22 protein-coding genes are annotated in these 19,822 nt (G+C 52.3%); 16 read left to right on the top strand and 6 right to left on the bottom strand.

Annotated elements, in window-relative coordinates; all coding sequences use genetic code 11:
* The 3 genes from glpG to BZG83_RS12380 all read left to right on the top strand — a co-directional run.
* On the top strand, positions 1 to 573 hold a 573-nt coding region (gene glpG, locus BZG83_RS12390; RefSeq protein WP_077480952.1), incomplete at its 5' end, for a rhomboid family intramembrane serine protease GlpG.
* A 233-nt stretch (positions 574 to 806) separates the two neighbouring features.
* Positions 807 to 2,168, top strand: coding sequence for a glycerol-3-phosphate transporter (glpT, locus tag BZG83_RS12385; protein WP_077480950.1), 1,362 nt, complete (start codon positions 807 to 809; stop codon positions 2,166 to 2,168).
* A gap of 85 nt (positions 2,169 to 2,253) precedes the next feature.
* The gene (locus tag BZG83_RS12380) at positions 2,254 to 3,045 is read left to right on the top strand and encodes a DeoR/GlpR family transcriptional regulator (RefSeq protein ID WP_077480948.1); all 792 of its coding nucleotides are present in this window, start codon (positions 2,254 to 2,256) and stop codon (positions 3,043 to 3,045) included.
* A gap of 14 nt (positions 3,046 to 3,059) precedes the next feature.
* On the opposite strand, the gene BZG83_RS12375 is transcribed toward BZG83_RS12380, so the two are convergent.
* The gene (locus BZG83_RS12375) at positions 3,060 to 3,479 is read right to left on the bottom strand and encodes a flagellar basal body-associated protein FliL (protein WP_069589058.1); all 420 of its coding nucleotides are present in this window, start codon (positions 3,477 to 3,479) and stop codon (positions 3,060 to 3,062) included.
* Between the two features lie 158 nt (positions 3,480 to 3,637).
* On the opposite strand from BZG83_RS12375, the gene BZG83_RS12370 reads away from it, so the two are divergent.
* Positions 3,638 to 4,180 (top strand): chorismate lyase, encoded by a 543-nt coding sequence (locus BZG83_RS12370; protein WP_077455005.1) that lies wholly within the window; start codon positions 3,638 to 3,640, stop codon positions 4,178 to 4,180.
* Positions 4,177 to 5,031, top strand: coding sequence for a 4-hydroxybenzoate octaprenyltransferase (gene ubiA, locus BZG83_RS12365; RefSeq protein WP_077480946.1), 855 nt, complete (start codon positions 4,177 to 4,179; stop codon positions 5,029 to 5,031). The genes BZG83_RS12370 and ubiA overlap by 4 nt, the downstream gene beginning before the upstream one ends.
* A gap of 70 nt (positions 5,032 to 5,101) precedes the next feature.
* On the opposite strand, the gene plsB is transcribed toward ubiA, so the two are convergent.
* Positions 5,102 to 7,567 (bottom strand): glycerol-3-phosphate 1-O-acyltransferase PlsB, encoded by a 2,466-nt coding sequence (gene plsB / locus BZG83_RS12360; RefSeq protein ID WP_077480945.1) that lies wholly within the window; start codon positions 7,565 to 7,567, stop codon positions 5,102 to 5,104.
* A 203-nt stretch (positions 7,568 to 7,770) separates the two neighbouring features.
* On the opposite strand from plsB, the gene lexA reads away from it, so the two are divergent.
* The 6 genes from lexA to BZG83_RS12330 all read left to right on the top strand — a co-directional run bounded on the left by lexA (position 7,771) and on the right by BZG83_RS12330 (position 13,676).
* Positions 7,771 to 8,397 (top strand): transcriptional repressor LexA, encoded by a 627-nt coding sequence (gene lexA, locus BZG83_RS12355; protein ID WP_069589035.1) that lies wholly within the window; start codon positions 7,771 to 7,773, stop codon positions 8,395 to 8,397.
* Positions 8,398 to 8,519: 122 nt separating this feature from the next.
* On the top strand, positions 8,520 to 9,314 hold the full coding sequence (locus tag BZG83_RS12350) for a class I SAM-dependent methyltransferase (protein ID WP_332254837.1): 795 nt from the start codon (positions 8,520 to 8,522) through the stop codon (positions 9,312 to 9,314).
* A gap of 241 nt (positions 9,315 to 9,555) precedes the next feature.
* On the top strand, positions 9,556 to 10,671 hold the full coding sequence (coxB, locus tag BZG83_RS12345; RefSeq protein WP_077480943.1) for a cytochrome c oxidase subunit II: 1,116 nt from the start codon (positions 9,556 to 9,558) through the stop codon (positions 10,669 to 10,671).
* A gap of 9 nt (positions 10,672 to 10,680) precedes the next feature.
* Complete coding sequence (ctaD, locus tag BZG83_RS12340; RefSeq protein WP_077480941.1) at positions 10,681 to 12,282, top strand: cytochrome c oxidase subunit I; 1,602 nt, start codon at positions 10,681 to 10,683, stop codon at positions 12,280 to 12,282.
* Entirely contained in the window at positions 12,272 to 12,799 is a 528-nt protein-coding gene (locus tag BZG83_RS12335) for a cytochrome c oxidase assembly protein (protein ID WP_077480939.1), read from the top strand. The genes ctaD and BZG83_RS12335 overlap by 11 nt, the downstream gene beginning before the upstream one ends.
* A 10-nt stretch (positions 12,800 to 12,809) precedes the next feature.
* Entirely contained in the window at positions 12,810 to 13,676 is an 867-nt protein-coding gene (locus BZG83_RS12330) for a cytochrome c oxidase subunit 3 (RefSeq protein ID WP_077480937.1), read from the top strand.
* A 1-nt stretch (position 13,677) separates the two neighbouring features.
* On the opposite strand, the gene BZG83_RS12325 is transcribed toward BZG83_RS12330, so the two are convergent.
* Positions 13,678 to 13,884, bottom strand: a complete 207-nt coding sequence (locus BZG83_RS12325) for a DUF2909 family protein (protein WP_077480935.1) — start codon at positions 13,882 to 13,884, stop codon at positions 13,678 to 13,680.
* 45 nt (positions 13,885 to 13,929) lie between these two features.
* Between BZG83_RS12325 and BZG83_RS12320 the strand changes: the two genes are divergently transcribed.
* The 4 genes from BZG83_RS12320 to cyoE are packed head-to-tail and all read left to right on the top strand — an operon-like array spanning position 13,930 to position 17,057.
* The gene (locus tag BZG83_RS12320; RefSeq protein ID WP_158011462.1) at positions 13,930 to 14,637 is read left to right on the top strand and encodes an SURF1 family protein; all 708 of its coding nucleotides are present in this window, start codon (positions 13,930 to 13,932) and stop codon (positions 14,635 to 14,637) included.
* Positions 14,634 to 15,155 (top strand): hypothetical protein, encoded by a 522-nt coding sequence (locus tag BZG83_RS12315; protein WP_077480931.1) that lies wholly within the window; start codon positions 14,634 to 14,636, stop codon positions 15,153 to 15,155. The genes BZG83_RS12320 and BZG83_RS12315 overlap by 4 nt, the downstream gene beginning before the upstream one ends.
* 2 nt (positions 15,156 to 15,157) lie before the next feature.
* Entirely contained in the window at positions 15,158 to 16,180 is a 1,023-nt protein-coding gene (locus BZG83_RS12310) for a COX15/CtaA family protein (protein WP_077480929.1), read from the top strand.
* On the top strand, positions 16,155 to 17,057 hold the full coding sequence (gene cyoE / locus BZG83_RS12305; RefSeq protein WP_077480927.1) for a heme o synthase: 903 nt from the start codon (positions 16,155 to 16,157) through the stop codon (positions 17,055 to 17,057). Before BZG83_RS12310 ends, cyoE begins: the two co-directional genes overlap by 26 nt.
* 4 nt (positions 17,058 to 17,061) lie before the next feature.
* Here the strand turns inward: cyoE and BZG83_RS12300 are convergent, their stop codons facing one another.
* The gene (locus BZG83_RS12300) at positions 17,062 to 17,310 is read right to left on the bottom strand and encodes a DUF3862 domain-containing protein (RefSeq protein ID WP_069589015.1); all 249 of its coding nucleotides are present in this window, start codon (positions 17,308 to 17,310) and stop codon (positions 17,062 to 17,064) included.
* Between the two features lie 219 nt (positions 17,311 to 17,529).
* On the opposite strand from BZG83_RS12300, the gene dinF reads away from it, so the two are divergent.
* The gene (gene dinF / locus BZG83_RS12295) at positions 17,530 to 18,870 is read left to right on the top strand and encodes an MATE family efflux transporter DinF (RefSeq protein WP_077480925.1); all 1,341 of its coding nucleotides are present in this window, start codon (positions 17,530 to 17,532) and stop codon (positions 18,868 to 18,870) included.
* Positions 18,871 to 18,928: 58 nt separating this feature from the next.
* On the opposite strand, the gene nfuA is transcribed toward dinF, so the two are convergent.
* Positions 18,929 to 19,513, bottom strand: a complete 585-nt coding sequence (gene nfuA / locus BZG83_RS12290) for a Fe-S biogenesis protein NfuA (protein ID WP_077455024.1) — start codon at positions 19,511 to 19,513, stop codon at positions 18,929 to 18,931.
* A gap of 105 nt (positions 19,514 to 19,618) precedes the next feature.
* Positions 19,619 to 19,822: ComF family protein (locus BZG83_RS12285; RefSeq protein WP_274532438.1), on the bottom strand; the 204-nt coding region annotated here is incomplete at its 5' end.

Here is a 19,822-nt window from a genome sequence, read left to right as displayed (position 1 = left end):
GGGTTATGGCAAACGGTGAAAGACAAGTCTGGTCCAGTGACGATTACCGTGATGATCGCGTGTGCCGCCTTGTTTGCCATGATGATCTTAGGCGGATTTGAGGTCGTCGTGCGCAGCTTGCTGTTTCCCGCTGATAGCGAGCAGCGCTGGCAATTGTGGCGGTTGTTTAGTCACGCCTTGCTTCATTTCTCGGCGCTACACATCGTCTTTAACTTATTGTGGTGGTGGGTACTTGGGGGACGTATCGAGCAACGGGCTGGTGGCAGCAAGCTGATGCAGATTTTCCTCTTTGCCGCCCTTTTCTCCGGTCTGGGGCAATATTGGCTGGAAGGGCCTTATTTTGGCGGCTTATCCGGTGTGGTTTACGCGCTCTTAGGCTATTTATGGTGGTTAACGTGGCTCGCCCCCGAGCGCGGGTTAACCATTGAGAAACCGTATGTCGTGTTTATGTTGGCATGGTTAGTGATTGGGTTCTTCCAACCACTGGGCATGAATATCGCCAATATGGCGCACGTGTTTGGTTTAGGCGTCGGTTGCTTACTCGGCCTTTGGGATGCCAAACGCGCGGCCTAACATTGTCCGTCAAACAAACGCAAACGAAAAAGAGCAGATTACTGCTCTTTTTTTATTCGAACACACATTTTTATTGTTCTAGATCGATAATTTATGTTCGGATTCACGGTTTTTGTTTTCATTTTGAGTAAATATTCCACCCGTTGAGCGTATTCGAATATTTCAATGCTCRCTCTTTTGATTTGTAACCCTTTTACCTATCCATCGCGTACATCTTACTGAGGAACCCTCTCATGTTTGGAATCTTTCGTCCGGCACCTCACCGGCAAAGATTGCCAGAATCGCAAGTCGGCTCAACCTACACCCGACTGCGTTGGCAATTGTTTATTGGTATTTTTATCGGTTATGCCGGTTACTACCTAGTGCGTAAAAACTTCAGCTTGGCGATGCCATTTCTTATTGAAGAATATGGTTTTAGCCGCGGCGATCTTGGCTTTGCATTAGCTGCTGTCTCGATCGCTTACGGTCTGTCTAAATTTCTCATGGGCAGCGTGTCTGACCGCTCTAACCCTCGCTACTTCTTGAGTGCTGGCCTGTTAATGTCATCGTTGGTGATGTTCTGCTTTGGCTTTATGCCGTGGGCAACCAGCAGTATTACCATCATGTTTATCCTGCTGTTTATTAACGGTTGGGTGCAAGGCATGGGCTGGCCGGCTTGCGGGCGTACCATGGTGCACTGGTGGTCACGCCGCGAGCGTGGTGAGCTGGTATCTGTTTGGAACGTGGCGCATAACGTGGGGGGCGGCTTGATTGGTCCGCTATTCTTGCTTGGCCTGTGGCTGTTCAATGACGACTGGCGTGCCTCTTTCTATGTCCCGGCGTTTTTTGCAGCCTTGGTCGCGGTATTCATCTGGTTAACCCTACGCGATACCCCGCAATCATGTGGTTTGCCACCGATTGAAGAATACAAAAACGACTATCCAGAAAACTACGACGAAGAAGCCTTTGAGAAGGAAATGACCGCCAAAGATATCTTCGTGACGTATGTACYGAAAAACCGTCTTTTGTGGTACATCGCGATTGCTAACGCCTTTGTCTATTTGATTCGCTATGGCGTATTGGACTGGGCGCCTGTGTATCTGGATGAAGCCAAAGGCTTTACCGTCGATAAGTCCTCATGGGCTTACTTCCTCTACGAGTGGGCGGGGATCCCGGGCACACTGCTGTGTGGTTGGATGTCAGATAAGTTCTTTAAAGGAGCACGTGCGCCAGCGGGTGTACTGTTCATGGTCTTAGTCACCTTGGCGGTATTGGTCTATTGGTTTAACCCTGCGGGCAATCCGGGCGTCGATATGGTCGCGCTGGTGGCGATTGGCTTCTTGATTTATGGTCCGGTGATGCTGATCGGCTTGTATGCGCTTGAGCTTGCACCGAAAAAAGCGGCCGGTACGGCGGCAGGTTTAACTGGACTATTCGGTTACCTCGGTGGTGCCGTAGTGGCCAATATTGCATTGGGTTATACCGTGGATCACTTTGGTTGGGACGGTGGCTTTATGCTCCTTACCGGCGGCTGTATCTTGGCGATTTTCTTCCTATGCTTAGCATGGGTAGGTGAGAGCCGCGTGCGTCGTGAGTCACCGGCACATGCTGCCTAAACAATCAGTCTTGGCATTGCCCATAGGCAATGAGTAAACTAGAAAGCCCCCGTGACCGCGGGGGCTTTTTGTAAGGGGAGATGCAGTGAAGCAAAACAAACGTCATCAGCAAATCATTGATCTGGTTAAGTCACAAGGATACGTGAGCACGGAAGACTTGGTTGAGCGCTTCAATGTCAGCCCGCAAACGATTCGACGCGATCTCAATGAATTGGCCGCAGAGAACCACATTCGCCGCCATCACGGTGGGGCGACAGTACCGTCGAGTTCGGAAAACACCGCGTATGCAACGCGTAAGGTCTTGCAGCAGCACGAAAAAGACACCATTGCTCAAGCTTTGGTGAAGCACATTCCGGATGGCGCGACCTTGTTTATTGATATCGGCACCACACCGGAGGCGGTCGCGCGCGCGTTACTCAATCACCATAACTTACGGGTGGTGACCAATAACTTAAATGCCGCTGCTATCTTAATGCCCAAGCAGGATTTCACCCTGATTATTGCTGGGGGCGAAGTGCGCAACCGTGACGGGGGTATTGTGGGTGAAGCCACCCTCGATTTTATCTCCCAGTTCCGCCTCGACTTCGGCATTTTGGGGATCAGTGGCATTGATGATGATGGGTCGCTGCTCGATTTTGACTACCACGAGGTACGTGTCAAAAAAGCGATTCTAGATAACAGCCGCTGTGTGATGCTGGCTGCCGACCATACCAAGTTTGGTCGTAATGCCATGGTGAATCTTGGCAACATTACCCAACTCGATATGGTCTTTACCGATGCCGAGCCACCGAGCAATGTGCGCGACATGCTGTTAGCGCAAGGTGGCCACCTTGAAGTGGTGCCCAGCGATGCTGAGCAAGATGCGTTATCCGCGTAGCGGATAACGATCGCCTATTGGTATAGGTACTTGGTAAACAAGAGATCGGCGAGAATGCGTCGATTGGTTTCTGCTAATAAGAGCTCATTGACGCGCTCCAGGCAGGCTTTACGGATTGCTTCTCGACCGGATAGCGATTTTATCTTGGTGACGGTTTGCTGACTCAAGGTCTCGATGATGGCATCACGGATCAGCGGCGCATGATATTCCAGCTCACGCACCAGTTTCGGGTCATCGACCATCAGCTCCACTTTGACATTGATAAAGCCGAGCCGGCTCCCCTCAGTGACATAGTTGGTGGTGATTTCAGGCTCTAGGGAAAAGTAGCTGTATTTGGGCGCTTGTCCGTCACCCTCTGCTTCAGCGAACACGGCCGAGCTGGTCAGTAATAATAGGCCGACTAAGGCCATCCATAAGGTTTGAATCTTTCTCATATCCACCCAGCAATTCAGTTGCTCATATGATAGGGTTAGGYCGCCCTGCATTCTCCAATCGGGACTGGCTTGCTACAATTGCCAGCCGAGTATAGCAATATTGTAAGCCACCGAGGGGATGAAGCGGGCGAATTTTGCGCGATGTGGCACAGGAAACAATGTCGGATTTAAATCAAACCTATTTGGCGGCGCTGAAACAAGCGCGCTGGGAACGACCAGATATCGCCGCGTTAAAACGCTCTCAACATGGGAGTTGGTTACTCGAATCGCATTCGATGACGGCTCGACTCAAGCGCCACTGTCAGCGCTTTGATGTGGATGTGGTCAATGTGTATCAACTGACGCCGGATAAACTGACCACGGACGAAGTGGCATTAATCGGTCACGAGGCGTGCGTGGTGCGTGAAGTGATCTTAAAGGGAGACGGCCACGCATGGGTTTGTGGACGCACGCTGTTGCCCGCTTCCACGCTTGAAGGGCAAGGCGGTTACTTGAACGCCCTAGGCGCCGTGCCGTTAGGTCAGCATGTTTTTAAACAGCGCGCATCGCGCCGTGATGCTATTGAAGTGGCGGAAGTAGCGATGCCAACGGGTGGACTTCAAGCGCGTCGCTCGCGGCTTTGGCTGCATAACCGTCCGATGTTGGTGGCGGAATTGTTTTTACCTGATTCGCCCATGTACGGAAAGGAGATCCCCGCATGAGCCCTAAGTTAGTGGCGCTGGCTCAACTGGCCCGCCTTGACCGCCCGATTGGGACCTTATTATTTTTATGGCCAACCTTGTGGGCCTTATTTTTGGCTGCCGACGGTCTACCACCCTTCGATGTGCTGGCGGTTTTTGTATTGGGCGTATACATGATGCGTGCCGCCGGATGCGTGATTAATGACTATGCGGACCGTCATTTTGATGGCCATGTTAAACGCACTAAGGATAGGCCACTGCCGTCTGGACGTATTAGCGAAAAAGAGGCGCTCGCGCTATTTTTTGGCTTGGTTCTCGCCTCGTTTGCGCTGGTATTAACGCAAAACCTGTTGACCATTCAACTGTCCTTTGTCGGCGTCGCCTTGGCGTTTGTCTATCCCTTTATGAAGCGTTATACCCATCTTCCTCAATTGGTATTGGGGCTGGCGTTTAGTTGGGGGATCCCGATGGGATTTGCCGCCGTGCAAGACACCATTCCTCCCGTTGCATGGCTTTTGTTTATGGCAAATAACTGTTGGATCATTGCCTACGACACCCTTTATGCCATGGTCGACCGAGATGATGATTTGAAGATCGGGGTGAAATCGACCGCCATTTTATTTGGCCGTTGGGACAAAGCGGCGATTGGTGGTTTGCAATTATCGACACTGTTACTGCTGATGTTGGTGGGGAATTGGCTGTCCCTATCGGCAGGATTTCATTGGAGCTTGCTGGCCGCGTTCGCGTTGTTTGTTTACCAGCAGTATTTAGTGCGTGATCGAGAAAGAATGCCTTGCTTTCAGGCGTTTATGAACAATAACTATGTGGGTTTAGTGATTTTTCTGGGCGTCTTAGCGGGCGTATACCTTTAAGTAATCACTGACCCTGACACATAAAAAAAGGCGCATCATGCGCCTTTTTTAGTGCATCAATATCGGATGCTTATTGCCCGCTGTCGGACTCGGTGTTTTCTGCTCGGCCCGTCAGTGGCTGGTTCAGCACTGCCTGAATGGTGAGCTGGACTTCCGGTGAAATCAGCCCGCATACCAAATCATTCAGTGCTTGGATGCGCTCAGCATTAGCTTTAGCATCGTCATCGAGATAGCCTTGCTCACGGAGCGTATCCACAAAGGTACTGAACACGCCTTTATCAAAAAACTCCGGCGCGTTGATCCCGTGTAGGCGGCTTAAACGCTGTGCCAACATTTGGCTGTGTTTTTCCAGATCACGCTTTTCAATATGCGGCTGGTGGGTATACAAGGTCAACGTAATTGCATAGCGTTGCAAGGTTTCGACGATGGTACGCCCCAGCAATTGCAACTCACCCAGCTTGGCATTGTTCATGGTCACTTTATCGTCGTTACAACAAATCAGCGACTGTGCCTGCATGGCATGCAATAGCGCATCAAAGTAGCTATCTAAGCTGGCTTGGTCAAAACTCATAAACAGCTCGGCTTTGAGCAGCGGATAAAGCTGCTGCACGCAGGCGCGTAAGCCACTTTGGCTGATGGTTTTGTGGGTGATCAGGATCTGCGCAATCAATGAAGGCAGCGCCACCAAATGGATCACGTTGTTGCGATAATAGGTCATCAAAATCGCTTGCTGACGGTTCAGCGAGATCACATCGCCCATGGTGTCTTTCTCGACCACAAACTTATTCAGTGACAAAGCATGGTCGACTAAGTCCGCGGGACTGTCTTGCGGCACACTGCAACAGGCCGAATACGGCGCTTGTGTAAGCAGCTGTTGATACACCGCCAGTTGGGTCTCCAATGCCTCGCGGCTTAAGGCGCGTTGACGGGAGGCCAGCAGCGCGGTGGCACAAAGAGTCAGAGCATTAGTGGCGGCCGCATCGTTAATCCGAGTCATCACTTTCTCAGCCAAGTCATTGACCACTGGGTTCATCCAAGCGGGTTTCTGCGGCTCGATCGGATTGATGTAATCATGCCAGTCCGGCACCTTGTCGTTTAGGTGTTGGTTCAGTGGAATAGGCTCGCCAAAGTTGACGTACCCCAGTCCGTAGTTACGCAGCTTGCGCACAATGCCTACCACTTGACCAAAGCTTTCTTTCTCTTTGCGTTGGCCTTGCAGCTCTTTGGCGTAGGTGCTGACCTCCATCACGTGCTCGTAGCCAATATAGACGGGCACCAAGGTGATTGGGCGTTGTTGACCGCGAAGCATGGCTTGCAAGGTCATGGCAAGCATCCCCGTTTTCGCCGGTAGCAAGCGGCCTGTGCGTGAGCGGCCGCCCTCGGAGAAGTACTCGACCGAATAGCCGCGGGCAAATAACTCTGCCAGGTATTCACGGAAAACGGTGGAATACAGGCGGTTGCCTTTAAAGCTGCGACGAATAAAGAAGGCGCCACCACGGCGGAATAAGGGTCCAGCCGGGAAGAAGTTGAGGTTGACGCCGGCGGCAATATGCGGCGGTACCAGTCCTTCTTTGTACAGCACATACGATAGCAACAAGTAGTCCATGTGTGAGCGGTGGCAGGGCACATAGACAATTTCATGGCCGTCTTGCGCCAACTGACGCACGCGCTCGGCGTTGTTGACGTTGATGCCTTGGTATAGCTTGTTCCACAACCAAGTTAGCAGGCGATCACTATAGCGAATCAAGCGATAGGAGAAGTTAGCGGCGATCTCTTCCATCATATCGACCGCTTCTTTGCGCACTTTCTCAACCGAGACATTGCGGCTTTGCGCTTCATCATGAACCACTTTATCGATCGCTTTCGAGGCCAGCAGACGCTTAAAGAGCAAGGCGCGATTCGGGAGGCGAGGTCCCGAGGCAGCGAGTTTTTGGCGCGAGAAGTGGATCATCGCCACCCGCGCGAGTTTATGCGCGATCGCTTGGTCGGTGCCGTGCTTGTCGGCCATATAGCGTAGCGATACCGCTTGGCTGATACGCACCATACCATCACGGCCACGGGTCAGAATGGTCCACAGTTTCTCAGGGCCATTCATGGCGCGCAAAATCGCTTGATCACGCTGCGTTTCGTTACCCGGATCCCGTTGCCACAGCACCGAGGCGGGGACGAGCTGAATATCTAGCTCACTGTCTTGGCGATGAAGGTTAAGTAAATCTTTAAAATGCGCCAACGAGCGGGCCGGTAAATCTTGCTGACCACTAAATACCTTGCGGCCGTGGCTAATAAACACGTAGCGCGGCAAGGTAGTATCCCCAATGGTGAGGGGTTTTAACGGATCAGGCAGCCCTTGACGCAAACAGGTTCGCCTAAGGGTCAGTAAATCCGTGTGGGAGTGAAACGGCAGCACATAGACGATGGGCCGTGTTAACGATAGGTTGAGCTGCTCAATAGGTTCGGATGGAATACAGTGGGTTTTTACCCATGCAGAGAGCGGCAAATTCAATAGCTTATAATAAAGTTTTTGCCAGAGAGCCATAACGGTTAGCGCCTCAAAATCAAAATGCGCGCCAAGGATAGCAGAAAAGTACGGCGAACTCGCAACGAAAGGTCGGGAAATTACGCTAACCCACCGTTTCAAGCCACAATGAGATCCGCTTCTCGCTGCGCGAATTAGGCCTTTTCAAGCATTTAATTACTGGATATACTCACAGTTAACTGTATAAAAAGACAGGTAAGAGCATGAAGCCGTTAACCGCGAGACAACAGCAGGTTTTTGATTTAATCAAAGCCCATATCGAAGAGACAGGGATGCCGCCGACCCGTGCCGAGATTGCTCGTCAGTTGGGTTTTCGTTCCGCGAACGCGGCGGAAGAGCATCTAAAAGCCTTAGCCCGTAAAGGAGTGCTGGAGATTATTCCCGGCGCGTCACGAGGCATTCGTTTGATTTGCGAAGAAGAAGTGGTCGCCCCAGAAGATCAAGGTTTGCCGCTGATTGGTCGCGTGGCGGCTGGTGAGCCGATATTGGCGCAAGAGCATGTCGAAAGTCATTACCAAGTTGACCCTGCCTTGTTCAAACCGCGCGCTGACTTTTTATTACGCGTCAATGGCATGAGCATGAAAGACATCGGTATCCTAGATGGCGATTTACTGGCGGTGCACAAGACCCAAGATGTGCACAACGGCCAAGTCGTTGTCGCTCGCGTTGATGACGATGTGACCGTGAAGCGTCTTGAGAAAAAAGGCGCGCAAGTGGTATTGCACGCTGAAAATGACGAATTTATGCCGATCTCGGTGGATTTAACCGCACAATCACTGACCATTGAAGGCGTGGCTGTGGGTGTGATCCGTAACGCTGATTGGATGTAATAGGTTTCTGGCACGGGCGTCGCTCGCCCATGATTTGACCGCGGTTAAAAAAACACCTTTGCATTATTGCTCAGGCAAACGATAATTATTATCATCTATAATTATCGTATGTGGAGGTGTCCGTGCGTACTCAACAGCATTCTGTTCCTAGCAAGCTATTTAAGCCGATGTGGCTGCGCAGTCGTGAGAGCCTTACCGATGATGGGGTGATTTACGATCCGGTGGCGGCTGCAGCCTGTCAGGGGTGTGTTCTCCAGCCCGAATGTGATTGGCAAAACCTGGATCAAACCCAGCTGCTTTATGCCACGCTTACCAGTCAATGTGACGCGATTGTAAAACAATTCTTAGCCCAGCATCCCACCGCGTGGATTATTAACGTGGGGGGCGGACTCGATACCCGTTTTTACCGTCTCGACAATGGCCGTTGCCGTTGGCTAGAGGTAGATGTCGACGAAACCTTACTCTGGCGTGAGCGACTCTTTCATACCAGTGAACGGTTTCGGATGGTGCAAGGCTCGGTCAAGCAGCTTGATTGGCTGGATCAATTAGCGGTACCTGCTGGTCACCCAACCATGCTAATTTGTGACCAAGCCTTACTAGAGTGCAGTAACCGCGAAATTTCAGCCTTTTGCCATCATATCAGCCGCCATTTTCCGCAAATGGAGGCATGCTTAGTGCTGGCGGGGGACAAATGTCATACCCGCATGGGACAAAAGTTGGGCTGCGAACAATACCAACATGGTTTTGCCGATCCGAGAATGGCGATCGTGAACGCGTTGCCGTGGGCGTGCCGCGTAGAAGAAAAATCACCGCTCGATAAACCCTGTCCCCGTTGGCGGTTATGGCAACGTGCATTAGCGGCCATGCCACGCTATCGTCTGCGCTTCACGCCTGTTGTCCTTCATCTCGAGTTATAACTTTTCTTTCGCGCTATCGCTTTTCTGCCGTCGTGCTCACACAAGGTGGGCACGTGTCTGGCTTTATGATCTTTTTCGCCTCGATTTTTTGTCCTTTTCGCCATCCTTGCCTAACTTAATTGTAAATAAAACGTTAACTATCGTTAGTGATTGTATCTGTGCGTATTCTCGCCAGCGTCAATCATGAGTGAGGCAGGAGGAAGCCGTGTTGAGGCGCCGATTACTACTTTTGATAGGGACAATGCTCCTTCCTGCAGTGGGTGTGCATGCTGCAGAACGAGAAGGTTGGAACCTCACCCAAGGGGTCACGGCCATCAGTCAGCAGGTGTATGACCTGCACATGACCATCTTTTATATCTGCGTTGCAATTGGCGTGCTGGTGTTTGGGGTGATGTTTTGGGCCATCATCCGTCACCGTAAATCCAAAGGCGCAAACCCTGCCTCATTTCATGAAAGTACCAAGGTAGAAATTGCGTGGACGCTCGTGCCGTTTTTGATTTTGGTGGGTATGGCGATTCCGGCCACCCAAGTGCTACTCGATATGGAAGACACCACCGAGCCGGACCTCACAGTGCAGGTAACGGGCTCGCAATGGAAGTGGCATTACCGCTATTTTGACCATGATGTTGCCTTTTTTTCTCTGCTTGCCTCAAGCCCCGAACAAATCCGCAATGAGAGACAAAAGCGTGACACCTATTTACTCGAGGTCGATCAGCCTCTGGTGTTGCCAGTCGGGCGTAAGGTGCGCTTTTTGATTACTTCGCAAGATGTGATTCATTCGTGGTGGGTGCCTGCCTTTGCGGTGAAGAAAGATGCTAACCCCGGTTTTATTAATGAGGCGTGGACCAAAATTGATAAGCCCGGCATTTATCGCGGCCAATGTGCAGAGCTGTGCGGTAAAGACCACGGCTTTATGCCGATTGTGGTGATCGCCAAGCCCCAAGAGGAATTTGATGCTTGGGTGCAAAAAACGGCCCTAGCACAGCAGAAAGCGCGCGAAGAAGAGCAACGCTTGCTGGACATGGAAATGCCGATGGATGAGCTAATGGCGCTAGGCAAACAGGTGTACGACAGCCGCTGTGGCATGTGTCACCAAAGCGAAGGACAAGGGATGCCGGGCGTGTTCCCCGCGTTGGCCGGCGCTGAGATTGCCATTCAGCCGGATAGATTGGTCGACCATATTGATATTGTTGTCAACGGCAAAGCAGGTACCGCCATGCAAGCGTTTGGTCCGCAATTGTCGCTCAAAGAATTGGCGGCGGTGGTGACCTATGAGCGCAATGCGTGGGGCAATGACACCGGTGATACCGTACAAGCTGCGCAAATCAACGCGGTGAAGTCAGGTGAAGATCTTTAGGAGCGCGTGATGACAGATACTACCCCAGATACCTTGCATGACGATCATCACCATAAACCGCGTGGGATCATGCGTTGGGTGTTGACCACCAACCACAAAGATATTGGCTCCATGTATCTGATTTTCAGCTTCACCATGTTTTTACTGGGTGGGGCGATGGCGATGGTTATTCGTGCTGAGCTTTTTCAGCCCGGCTTGCAACTGGTTGAGCCTAACTTTTTCAACCAAATGACCACAGTACACGGCCTGATCATGGTGTTTGGCGCGGTGATGCCCGCGTTTACCGGTTTGGCTAACTGGATGGTGCCAATGATGATAGGRGCGCCGGACATGGCGCTGCCACGGATGAATAACTGGAGCTTTTGGATCCTGCCGTTCGCGTTCTTACTGCTTATTGGCTCCTTGTTTATGGAAGGCGGCGGCCCTAACTTTGGCTGGACGTTTTACGCGCCGCTGTCGACCACTTATAGCCCAGACAGTACCGGCCTGTTTGTGTTTGCCCTGCATATCATGGGGATCAGCTCAATCATGGGCGCCATCAATGTGATTGTCACCATCACCAATATGCGTGCGCCGGGCATGACCTACATGAAAATGCCGCTGTTTGTTTGGACTTGGCTGATCACGGCCTTTTTGTTGATTGCGGTGATGCCGGTATTGGCAGGGGCCGCCACCATGGTGCTGACCGATAAATACTTTGGCACTAGCTTTTTTGATGCCGCGGGGGGCGGCGACCCTGTGATGTTCCAGCATATTTTCTGGTTCTTTGGTCACCCCGAGGTCTACATCATGATTTTGCCAAGCTTTGGCATTATCTCGGCCATTGTCCCTGCGTTTTCACGCAAGCGCCTGTTCGGCTATAGCTCGATGGTGTATGCCACCGCCTCGATTGCGGGGTTAAGCTTTTTGGTATGGGCGCACCATATGTTCACCACCGGGATGCCGGTATTTGCCGAATTGTTTTTCATGTTCTGCACCATGCTGATCTCGGTGCCGACTGGGGTGAAGGTCTTCAACTGGGTCGCCACCATGTGGCGGGGCTCGTTAACCTTTGAAGTGCCCATGTTGTTTGCGATTGCCTTTATTGTGCTGTTCACCATCGGCGGATTTTCGGGCTTGATGCTGGCGATCACCCCGGTCGATTTTCAGTATCATGATACCTATTTTGTGGTGGCGCACTTCCACTATGTGCTGGTTTCGGGGGCGGTGTTCTCGATTATGGCCGCGGCTTACTACTGGCTCCCCAAGTGGACCGGCCATATGTTTAATGAAACCTTGGCCAAGTGGCACTTTTGGTGTTCGGTGATTTCGGTCAATGTGCTTTTCTTCCCCATGCACTTTCTGGGACTGGCGGGGATGCCGCGCCGGATCCCCGATTATGCCCTGCAATTTGCGGACGTGAACGCCATTGTCAGTATCGGTGGCTTTGCCTTTGGCTTGTCGCAACTTATTTTCCTCGCGGTGGTGATCAAATGCGCGCGTGGCGGTGAGCCTGCTGCGGCGAAGCCGTGGGAGGGTGCCGAAGGGCTGGAGTGGACAGTGCCATCGCCCGCACCGTATCACACCTTTGAGACACCGCCAGATCTGAAGGAGGTGCGCGATGGCCACTGAGTCTGCGCGCTCGGTGCGCCGCTTACTGCTGCTCGCAGTCGCGATGTTTGGCTTTGCGTTTGCCTTAGTGCCTTTGTATGACGTGTTCTGTGACGTTACTGGGATAAACGGCAAAACCGATAATGAGGCCGCCGCATCCAGTGCGGGCATTGACCAAGATCGCTTGGTGACCGTTGAATTTATTGCCTACATCAACCCGGGAATGCGCTGGACGTTCGAGCCCCAAGTTAAACGTATGCAGGTGCATCCCGGTGAAACCCATACCATCAACTACCTAGCCACCAACAATGCGCGCTATGACACCATCGGCCAAGCGGTGCCTTCGGTCTCACCCGGGATAGCCGCGCAATACTTGAACAAAATTGAATGCTTTTGTTTTAACCGTCAGCCTTTACCGCGTGGCGAGGATGCGGCTTTGCCCCTCGTGTTTTACGTGGATCCTGAGCTGCCGGATGACATTAACCACTTAACGCTGGCCTACACCTTGTTTGATGTGACCGCCAGCGCCAAGGAATAAGGAGGCGCTCATGGCGACGCCTGAACGTTATTATGTCCCTGCGGCGAGTATCTGGCCGATTGTGGGTGCGGTGGCGCTGTTTTTGATTGCCGCTGGTGCAGGTGCCACGGTGGGCGGTTTATTTGGTGGCAACGGTCCTTGGCTGTTACTGGCTGGCACTGTGCTTATTTTGATTATGCTCACCGGCTGGTTTCGCGACGTGATCCGCGAATCCATGCAAGGACTTTACTCGGCGCAAATGGACCGTTCTTTTCGCCAAGGAATGAGTTGGTTTATTTTCTCTGAGGTAATGTTTTTTGGGGCTTTTTTTGGTGCGCTCTTCTATGCCCGCTTTATCGCCGTCCCTTGGCTGGGCGGTGCGAGTAACAATGCCATGACGGCCGCGGTATTGTGGCCAGATTTCGTCGCTCAGTGGCCACTCACGTTGACCCCAGGCGGGATTGAAACCACCGCGATGCCCGCGATGGGGTTACCGCTGTTAAACACCTTTATACTCCTGACCTCTTCTGTAACGCTCCATATTGCCCATACCGCGATGGAGAAAAATCAACGGGGGCGAATTAAAAGCTTCCTATTGGCCACGGTGTTATTAGGGGCGTTGTTTATGTTTTTTCAGGGTGAAGAATACATCCATGCTTACCAAGAAATGGATCTACGTCTCGACTCTGGGGTCTATGGCAACWCCTTTTATTTATTAACTGGCTTTCATGGCCTACACGTTACATTAGGCACCATCATGTTGTTTGTGATTTGGTTACGTGTATTACGTGGCCACTTCACGCCGACACAACACTTTGGTTTTCAAGCCAGTGCTTGGTATTGGCACTTTGTTGATGTGGTGTGGTTATGCTTGTTCGTTTTTGTATACATCTTATAGATCAATAGGGGCGTGGGTTGGGGGTAATCCAGCCCATTGAGAGCGCCAATAAAAGCAATAAGAAGATACAGACGGAAAATAAAACGCGACGACCCAAAAAGCGAGATAAAGGCACGGAGCGATTGCCATTGAGCAAAATAGGAATGGCACGAAATAAGTTAAACAAAATAAAGATCAGCAAACAAATCAGAATAGCTTTGACCAGCATAAGCGCTCCTTAGCGCAATAGGTAATCATGAAACAAGGACGGCGAATGGGGTTTCTGATATTGACTGTGGTTGTGGTCGCGCTACTCGTCAAGTTAAGTCATTGGCAATGGACGCGTGGCGTGCAAAAAGCCCAACACTTGGCACAGTTTGATGCCAATCAAGCCCCCAACTCACTTTCAGGCATGGTGCGAAAAGGCCAACGGTTGGCGCTCGACGGCCAGTTTCGCCCTGAATTTGCCGTGTGGCTGGATAATCAGACCCACCAAGGCCGGGTAGGCTATCGCCTCTTTCTTCCTTTTGTGCCGAGCCAACAGCCATCGCAGTGGTGGCTGGTGGAACTGGGTTGGGTGGCCGCGCCAGCAGTGCGCCACTTGCCGGCTGTGCCTGCATTGGCATCGCGCTACCAGCTGTCTGGCTTTGTTGATACACCCTCTGAGCGGGTGGTACTCAAGGAAGAAACGGCATCGCACGCCTGGCCCGCTCGGGTTCAGCGCATTGATTTGAAAGCACTTAACGCCCAACTGCTAACGTTGAATACGCAGTGGTTGATACGGACAGAAACATTGATGGATGTGACCACGCCGAGTCAGGATGCCTTGGCGCAAGCGGGGATAACGCCGGTGTGGCAGCCGGTTGTGATGCCACCGGTAAAACACTATGGCTATGCCTTGCAATGGGCACTCATGGCGCTTGCGGTCAGTATTGGCGCGGGCATCTGGTGGTATAAAACAAAACAGAGGGAAGCGGTGTGAAAGGACGCATAACGCTCGTAGCATTGATTGGCATTTTTGTCCTACCTGTGGTGGTGGCGAAATTGGTGCTGGAGCAAAGCTGGTATGAAAAAGGGGTCACTAATTACGGACAGTTTCTCGCTGAGCCGGCGACCTTGAATTGGCTGTCAAAGGAAGGCCAGTGGCGGTTGATTTATCGGGTGCCAGAGCAATGTGATTCGGTGTGTGAGCAAGCCCTGTTTCAGTTAACACAAATTCCGATTGCGGTCGGCAAAGAGCGCGATCGGGTCAGTAGCGTGGCACTGACGCGCTCCGCCCCGAAAGCGCCGGAGGTACTGACATGGCAAACCCTGACCACAGAGCAGGCGCAGGCATGGCAGCAACAAGCATTTGATAAAAATACTATTTATCTAAGCGATCCGATGAATAATGTGGTGCTGGCCTATCCGGTCAGTGACGATAAAACCAAGTGGGTCGCGCAAGGCAAAGGCTTATTGCGCGATCTCAAACGGCTCCTTAAATTGTCGAAGGTAGGCTGATTATGGCAACGCGTCGCTACCAACTCGCCGTTTTATCGACACTGATACTGGCTGTGCTGGTGGTCGGCCTCGGCGCGTTTACCCGCCTCACTGAAGCGGGGCTTGGCTGCCCAGACTGGCCCGGATGCTATGGCCATTTGGCAGTACCGGCCAGTGAAAGCGCGCAATCGGTCGCCATGTCGCGTTTCCCAGATGCGCCGCTTGATATCAATAAAGCATGGAATGAAATGTTGCACCGCTACGTGGCGGGCACCTTAGGGCTGGCGATTTTTGCGTTGGCGTGGATCAGCTGGCGACGTCCTGACTATCRGGCTTTACGACCACTGACCACCTTGCTCAGTGTGGTCGTCATCGCGCAAGCCGCCTTAGGGATGTGGACCGTGACTTTAAGTTTGATGCCGGTGGTGGTGATGGCGCACTTACTCGGTGGTTTCACCACGGTATGCTTGCTAGTTTGGCTGGCGGTGGCGACAGGCGCGCTCCGATTGCCTGTGTTTTCGATGTCATCATCCGCGCGCCGCGTGGGCACGTTGGCTTTGGTGGCGGTGATTGTACAAATCGGTCTCGGCGGCTGGACCTCGGCCAACTATGCTGCCACCGTCTGCACTCAGCTTCCTATCTGTGAAAGCCCTTGGTGGCAGCTTTTCACCCCTTCCGCCTTTCATCCCGTCAGTCCGCTTAGCGACACCTATCAATTTGGCGTGCTGAACCATGCCGAGCGGGTGACCATTCATGCCACGCACCGTCTCGGTGCCATGGTGGTCACCGCATTAGTACTTGCTTGGGCATGGATGCTGTGGCGTGCTGGGGCGCGTGCGCTGGCAATGGCAGTGAGTGGTGTGCTGGCGATGCAAATTACGTTAGGGGTAACCAATGTGGTTGCGCTACTGCCGCTGAGTGTGGCAGTGGCGCATAACCTCGGTGGATTGTCGCTATTGGCCACATTACTCCTCACTYGATTTTTATGTCTTTCACCGTCGACCCGACAAGGAGCTCGTGATGGCACAGTTTCAACGTACCGCTAGTGTTTCGACATGGGTTGACGCCAATTGGCGTGATTATTACGAGCTGACCAAACCGCGTGTGGTTGCCATGTTGCTTCTCACCGCGTTGGTGGGCATGTGCTTAGCCACTCCCGGCTGGCCACCTTGGTCGGCGGTGCTGGTGGGATTATTTGGCATTGGTGCGCAAGCCAGCGCAGCGGCGGTGTTTAATCACGTTATCGACTGGAAAATTGACACGAAAATGCAGCGCACCCGCCATCGCCCCGTTGCCGAGGGAAGAGTGAGTCAAGGCGCCGCGTTGGCCTTTGCGGTGATACTGATGGTGATGGGATTCATTGCCTGTTGGTGGCTGAATCCGCTCACGGCTTGGCTAACGTTTGCCAGTCTGGTCGGTTATGCATTGGTGTATACCCAGTGGCTTAAACCTGCGACCCCGCAAAATATCGTGATTGGCGGTTTGGCGGGAGCGATGCCGCCTTTGTTAGGCTGGACCGCGGTGACCGGAGAGCTTCACGCCCATGCGCTGCTGCTGGTGATGATCATTTTTACTTGGACGCCGCCTCACTTTTGGGCGTTAGCGATACATCGCCGCCATGACTATGCTAAAGCCGATGTGCCGATGCTGCCTGTCACTCATGGGGTAGGGTTTACCCAAACTATGGTTTTGCTTTACACCCTACTGCTGGTCATCGTGGGCATTTTCCCTTGGCTGACCGGGATGAGTGGTTGGTTGTATCTGGTAGGGGCGACCACGTTAAATCTGGTCTTTGTCGGTTACGCTTGGCGACTGAAAACCCAGTCGCAAAAAGGCATCGCGTGGCAGACGTTTAAATTCTCGATATGGCATATCTTCGCGACCTTTGTGGTGCTCCTTGCCGACCACGCGTTGCGCTATTAAGGGGCTACTTTAGCCCTTGCGCCGACAGCACGGTGGCTTTGTCGGCGACAAAAGACACTTTGATGTGCTTACCATCGCCGCCCCACACACAGTGGGTTAAGCCCATGGTGTCGTCGCATTGGCTAGGCTCGCCAATGTGGCTCACAACCGCGTCATAGCTCATGCCCACTTCGAGCTGATCGTAGTTTTGCTTGGTCACTTTCGAGCAACCCGCTAGCAATACCGCCAACACACAGGCAAAAAATACACGCATAACCTTTCCTTTTTTACAGAGGTGATGAGCCGAGTTGGCGCAATGCAACTGATGCAGTGCAATGGCCGCTCGTCGATGAGATTGCCGCAATGGTACACTGCTGCATCGATAAGGGCCACCCGCTGACCTTGCCGGTTATCGCTGCAATCGTGTTCTTTATCAAAAATGATACATCATCCTGACGCATAGCGTGGCGTCCAATATTGAGAACGAGGAAGTATGTGGCAGTCTCTCACTCAGCGTGAGCTTCATTGGCGGGTCTTATCGCTGGCTTTACCTATGGTGATCTCCAATATCACCGTCCCTCTGTTAGGGTTAGTGGATGCCGCGGTGATCGGCCATTTAGACCATGCATGGTATTTAGGTGGTGTGGCGGTTGGCAGCACCATGATAAATGTCACCTTTTGGCTGTTGGGCTTTTTGCGTATGGCGACCACCGGGTTTACCGCGCAAGCCTATGGCGCGAGTGATAACCGTGAGCTGGCGGCCACCTTGGTGCGTGGGGCGACCTTAGCGGGCTTGCTAGCTGTACTGTTAATCGCACTGCATGTGCCCATTTTAGAGGGGGTGATGCACTTTAGTGATGCCAGTGCTGAAGTCAAACACTATGCGAGCCAGTATTTCTCCATTCGGATCTTTAGTGCGCCAGCGACCTTAATGAATTTGGTGATCATGGGCTGGCTACTGGGGGCGCAAAATGCGCGCCAGCCGATGTGGCTACTGATTGTGGTTAACAGTGCCAATATTGTTCTTGATTTACTGTTTGTGGTGGGCCTCGATATGAAAGTCGAAGGGGCCGCTGCAGCGAGTGTGGCCGCCGATTATCTCGGCCTCATGCTGGGGCTCTATTTTGTCAAAGGTATCTGGCAATCGCGTCAGCTACCGACCATTCGGTCGGTGTTTGAGCGTGGGCTGACTGGGATGAGCCGCTTGCTAAAGCTTAATCGAGACATCTTTTTACGTAGCCTTAGCTTGCAGTTGGCGTTTACCTTCATGACCTTCCAAGGGGCCACACTCGGCGATGACATTGTGGCCGCCAATGCGGTGCTGATGAGCTTTCTGATGCTGATTTCTTTTGCGATGGACGGCTTTGCCTATGCGATGGAGGCGATGGTGGGTAGAGCGATTGGCGCGCAGAGCAAGTCTGAGTTGTTAGTGTCACTGATAGGCAGCACTTTTTGGTCGTTGGTGATTTGCTTGGCGATCACGCTGGCATTTGGCGTGGCAGGCCATCACATCATTGCGCTGATTTCCGATATCGAAGCGGTGCGTGACCAAGCGGCACGTTATTTACCTTGGCTGGTGGCTATGCCTTTAGTGTCGATGTGGTGCTTTTTGCTCGATGGTATCTTTATTGGTGCCACGCGGGGTAAAGACATGCGCAATGGGATGTTTGTCGCCACCGCGGGCTTTTTTGCTGCATGGTGGTTAGCGCAAGGGTGGGGCAATCACGCCCTATGGTTAGCGATGCTTACTTTTATGGCGCTAAGAGGACTCAGTCTCGCGGTGTGCTTTGTTTACCACTGGCGACGAGATAGCTTTTTTGACGTCACGCACTGAGACCTATCAACAAAAAAACAGGCCAGTTGGCCTGTTTTTGCGATGGAAGGGCAGCGTCTTAATAGTAAGAGTGATCGCCACGCGCGTGCTCGGTCACATCGCGCACACCCTTTAGCTCGCCGCTAAACTCGGCCAGCAACTGCTTTTCGATCCCTTCTTTTAAGGTCACGTCTACCATTGAACAGCCATTGCAACCGCCACCGAATTGCAAAATCGCTACGGCGTCATCGGTGATTTCAATCAAGTTAACATGGCCGCCATGGCTGGCAAGCTGTGGGTTGACTTGGCTTTGAATCACGTAATCAACACGCTCCATTAAAGGCGCATCGGAGGCCACTTTCCGCATTTTCGCATTCGGTGCTTTCAGCGTTAGCTGTGAGCCCATTTTATCGGTGACAAAGTCGATTTCCGCTTCGTCTAAAAACGGTAGGCTTAGCTCATCAATGAAAGCAGAGAAGCCGTTGAATTTGAGTTCGGTATCGCTGCTTTCTACTGCTTCGGGTGGACAATAAGAAACACCGCACTCGGCGTTTGGCGTGCCTGGGTTAACCACAAACACGCGAATATTGGTGCCCTCGGGCTGCTGCTCAAGCAGCTTCACAAAGTGGCTTTGTGCATTTTCTGAAATTTTGACTTCTGACACGACAAATACCTGACTAATCCAGTGTGTTTTGTACAGTGTACTCCGGTTTTTACTTGCTATCACCCCTTGTTCAATGTGGCTAATTTGTGGGCACTGCTGTTTATCTCAAGGGAGCTTGGTCCGCGCAATACAATAAATATCGACCCGTTTCGCACCCGCTCGGCGCAACAAACGGCAAAGTTGACTGACCGTTTCTCCGGTTGTCACCACGTCGTCGACAAGCGCAACATGCTCTGCCGGCAGTGCGCCGTGTAAGCGAAATGCCCCGCGCAGGTTCTTCAGTCGCGCAGATCTATCCAGCCCTTGCTG

This window comes from Salinivibrio sp. PR919, assembly GCF_001995355.1.
GTDB lineage: Bacteria > Pseudomonadota > Gammaproteobacteria > Enterobacterales > Vibrionaceae > Salinivibrio > Salinivibrio proteolyticus.
Note: the sequence above shows the minus strand (reverse complement) of the source record. Positions and strands in the feature narration are given on the sequence as shown.

What these genes read in the sequence shown, in the direction of transcription:
- BZG83_RS12375 (WP_069589058.1), bottom strand. Translation starts at nt 3,479, where the DNA reads ATGAGAAAGATTCAAACCTTATGGATGGCCTTAGTCGGCCTATTATTA.
- BZG83_RS12370 (WP_077455005.1), top strand. Translation starts at nt 3,638, where the DNA reads ATGTCGGATTTAAATCAAACCTATTTGGCGGCGCTGAAACAAGCGCGC.
- ubiA (WP_077480946.1), top strand. Translation starts at nt 4,177, where the DNA reads ATGAGCCCTAAGTTAGTGGCGCTGGCTCAACTGGCCCGCCTTGACCGC.
- plsB (WP_077480945.1), bottom strand. Translation starts at nt 7,567, where the DNA reads ATGGCTCTCTGGCAAAAACTTTATTATAAGCTATTGAATTTGCCGCTC.
- lexA (WP_069589035.1), top strand. Translation starts at nt 7,771, where the DNA reads ATGAAGCCGTTAACCGCGAGACAACAGCAGGTTTTTGATTTAATCAAA.
- coxB (WP_077480943.1), top strand. Translation starts at nt 9,556, where the DNA reads ATGCTCCTTCCTGCAGTGGGTGTGCATGCTGCAGAACGAGAAGGTTGG.
- BZG83_RS12335 (WP_077480939.1), top strand. Translation starts at nt 12,272, where the DNA reads ATGGCCACTGAGTCTGCGCGCTCGGTGCGCCGCTTACTGCTGCTCGCA.
- BZG83_RS12325 (WP_077480935.1), bottom strand. Translation starts at nt 13,884, where the DNA reads ATGCTGGTCAAAGCTATTCTGATTTGTTTGCTGATCTTTATTTTGTTT.
- BZG83_RS12320 (WP_158011462.1), top strand. Translation starts at nt 13,930, where the DNA reads ATGGGGTTTCTGATATTGACTGTGGTTGTGGTCGCGCTACTCGTCAAG.
- cyoE (WP_077480927.1), top strand. Translation starts at nt 16,155, where the DNA reads ATGGCACAGTTTCAACGTACCGCTAGTGTTTCGACATGGGTTGACGCC.
- BZG83_RS12300 (WP_069589015.1), bottom strand. Translation starts at nt 17,310, where the DNA reads ATGCGTGTATTTTTTGCCTGTGTGTTGGCGGTATTGCTAGCGGGTTGC.
- dinF (WP_077480925.1), top strand. Translation starts at nt 17,530, where the DNA reads ATGTGGCAGTCTCTCACTCAGCGTGAGCTTCATTGGCGGGTCTTATCG.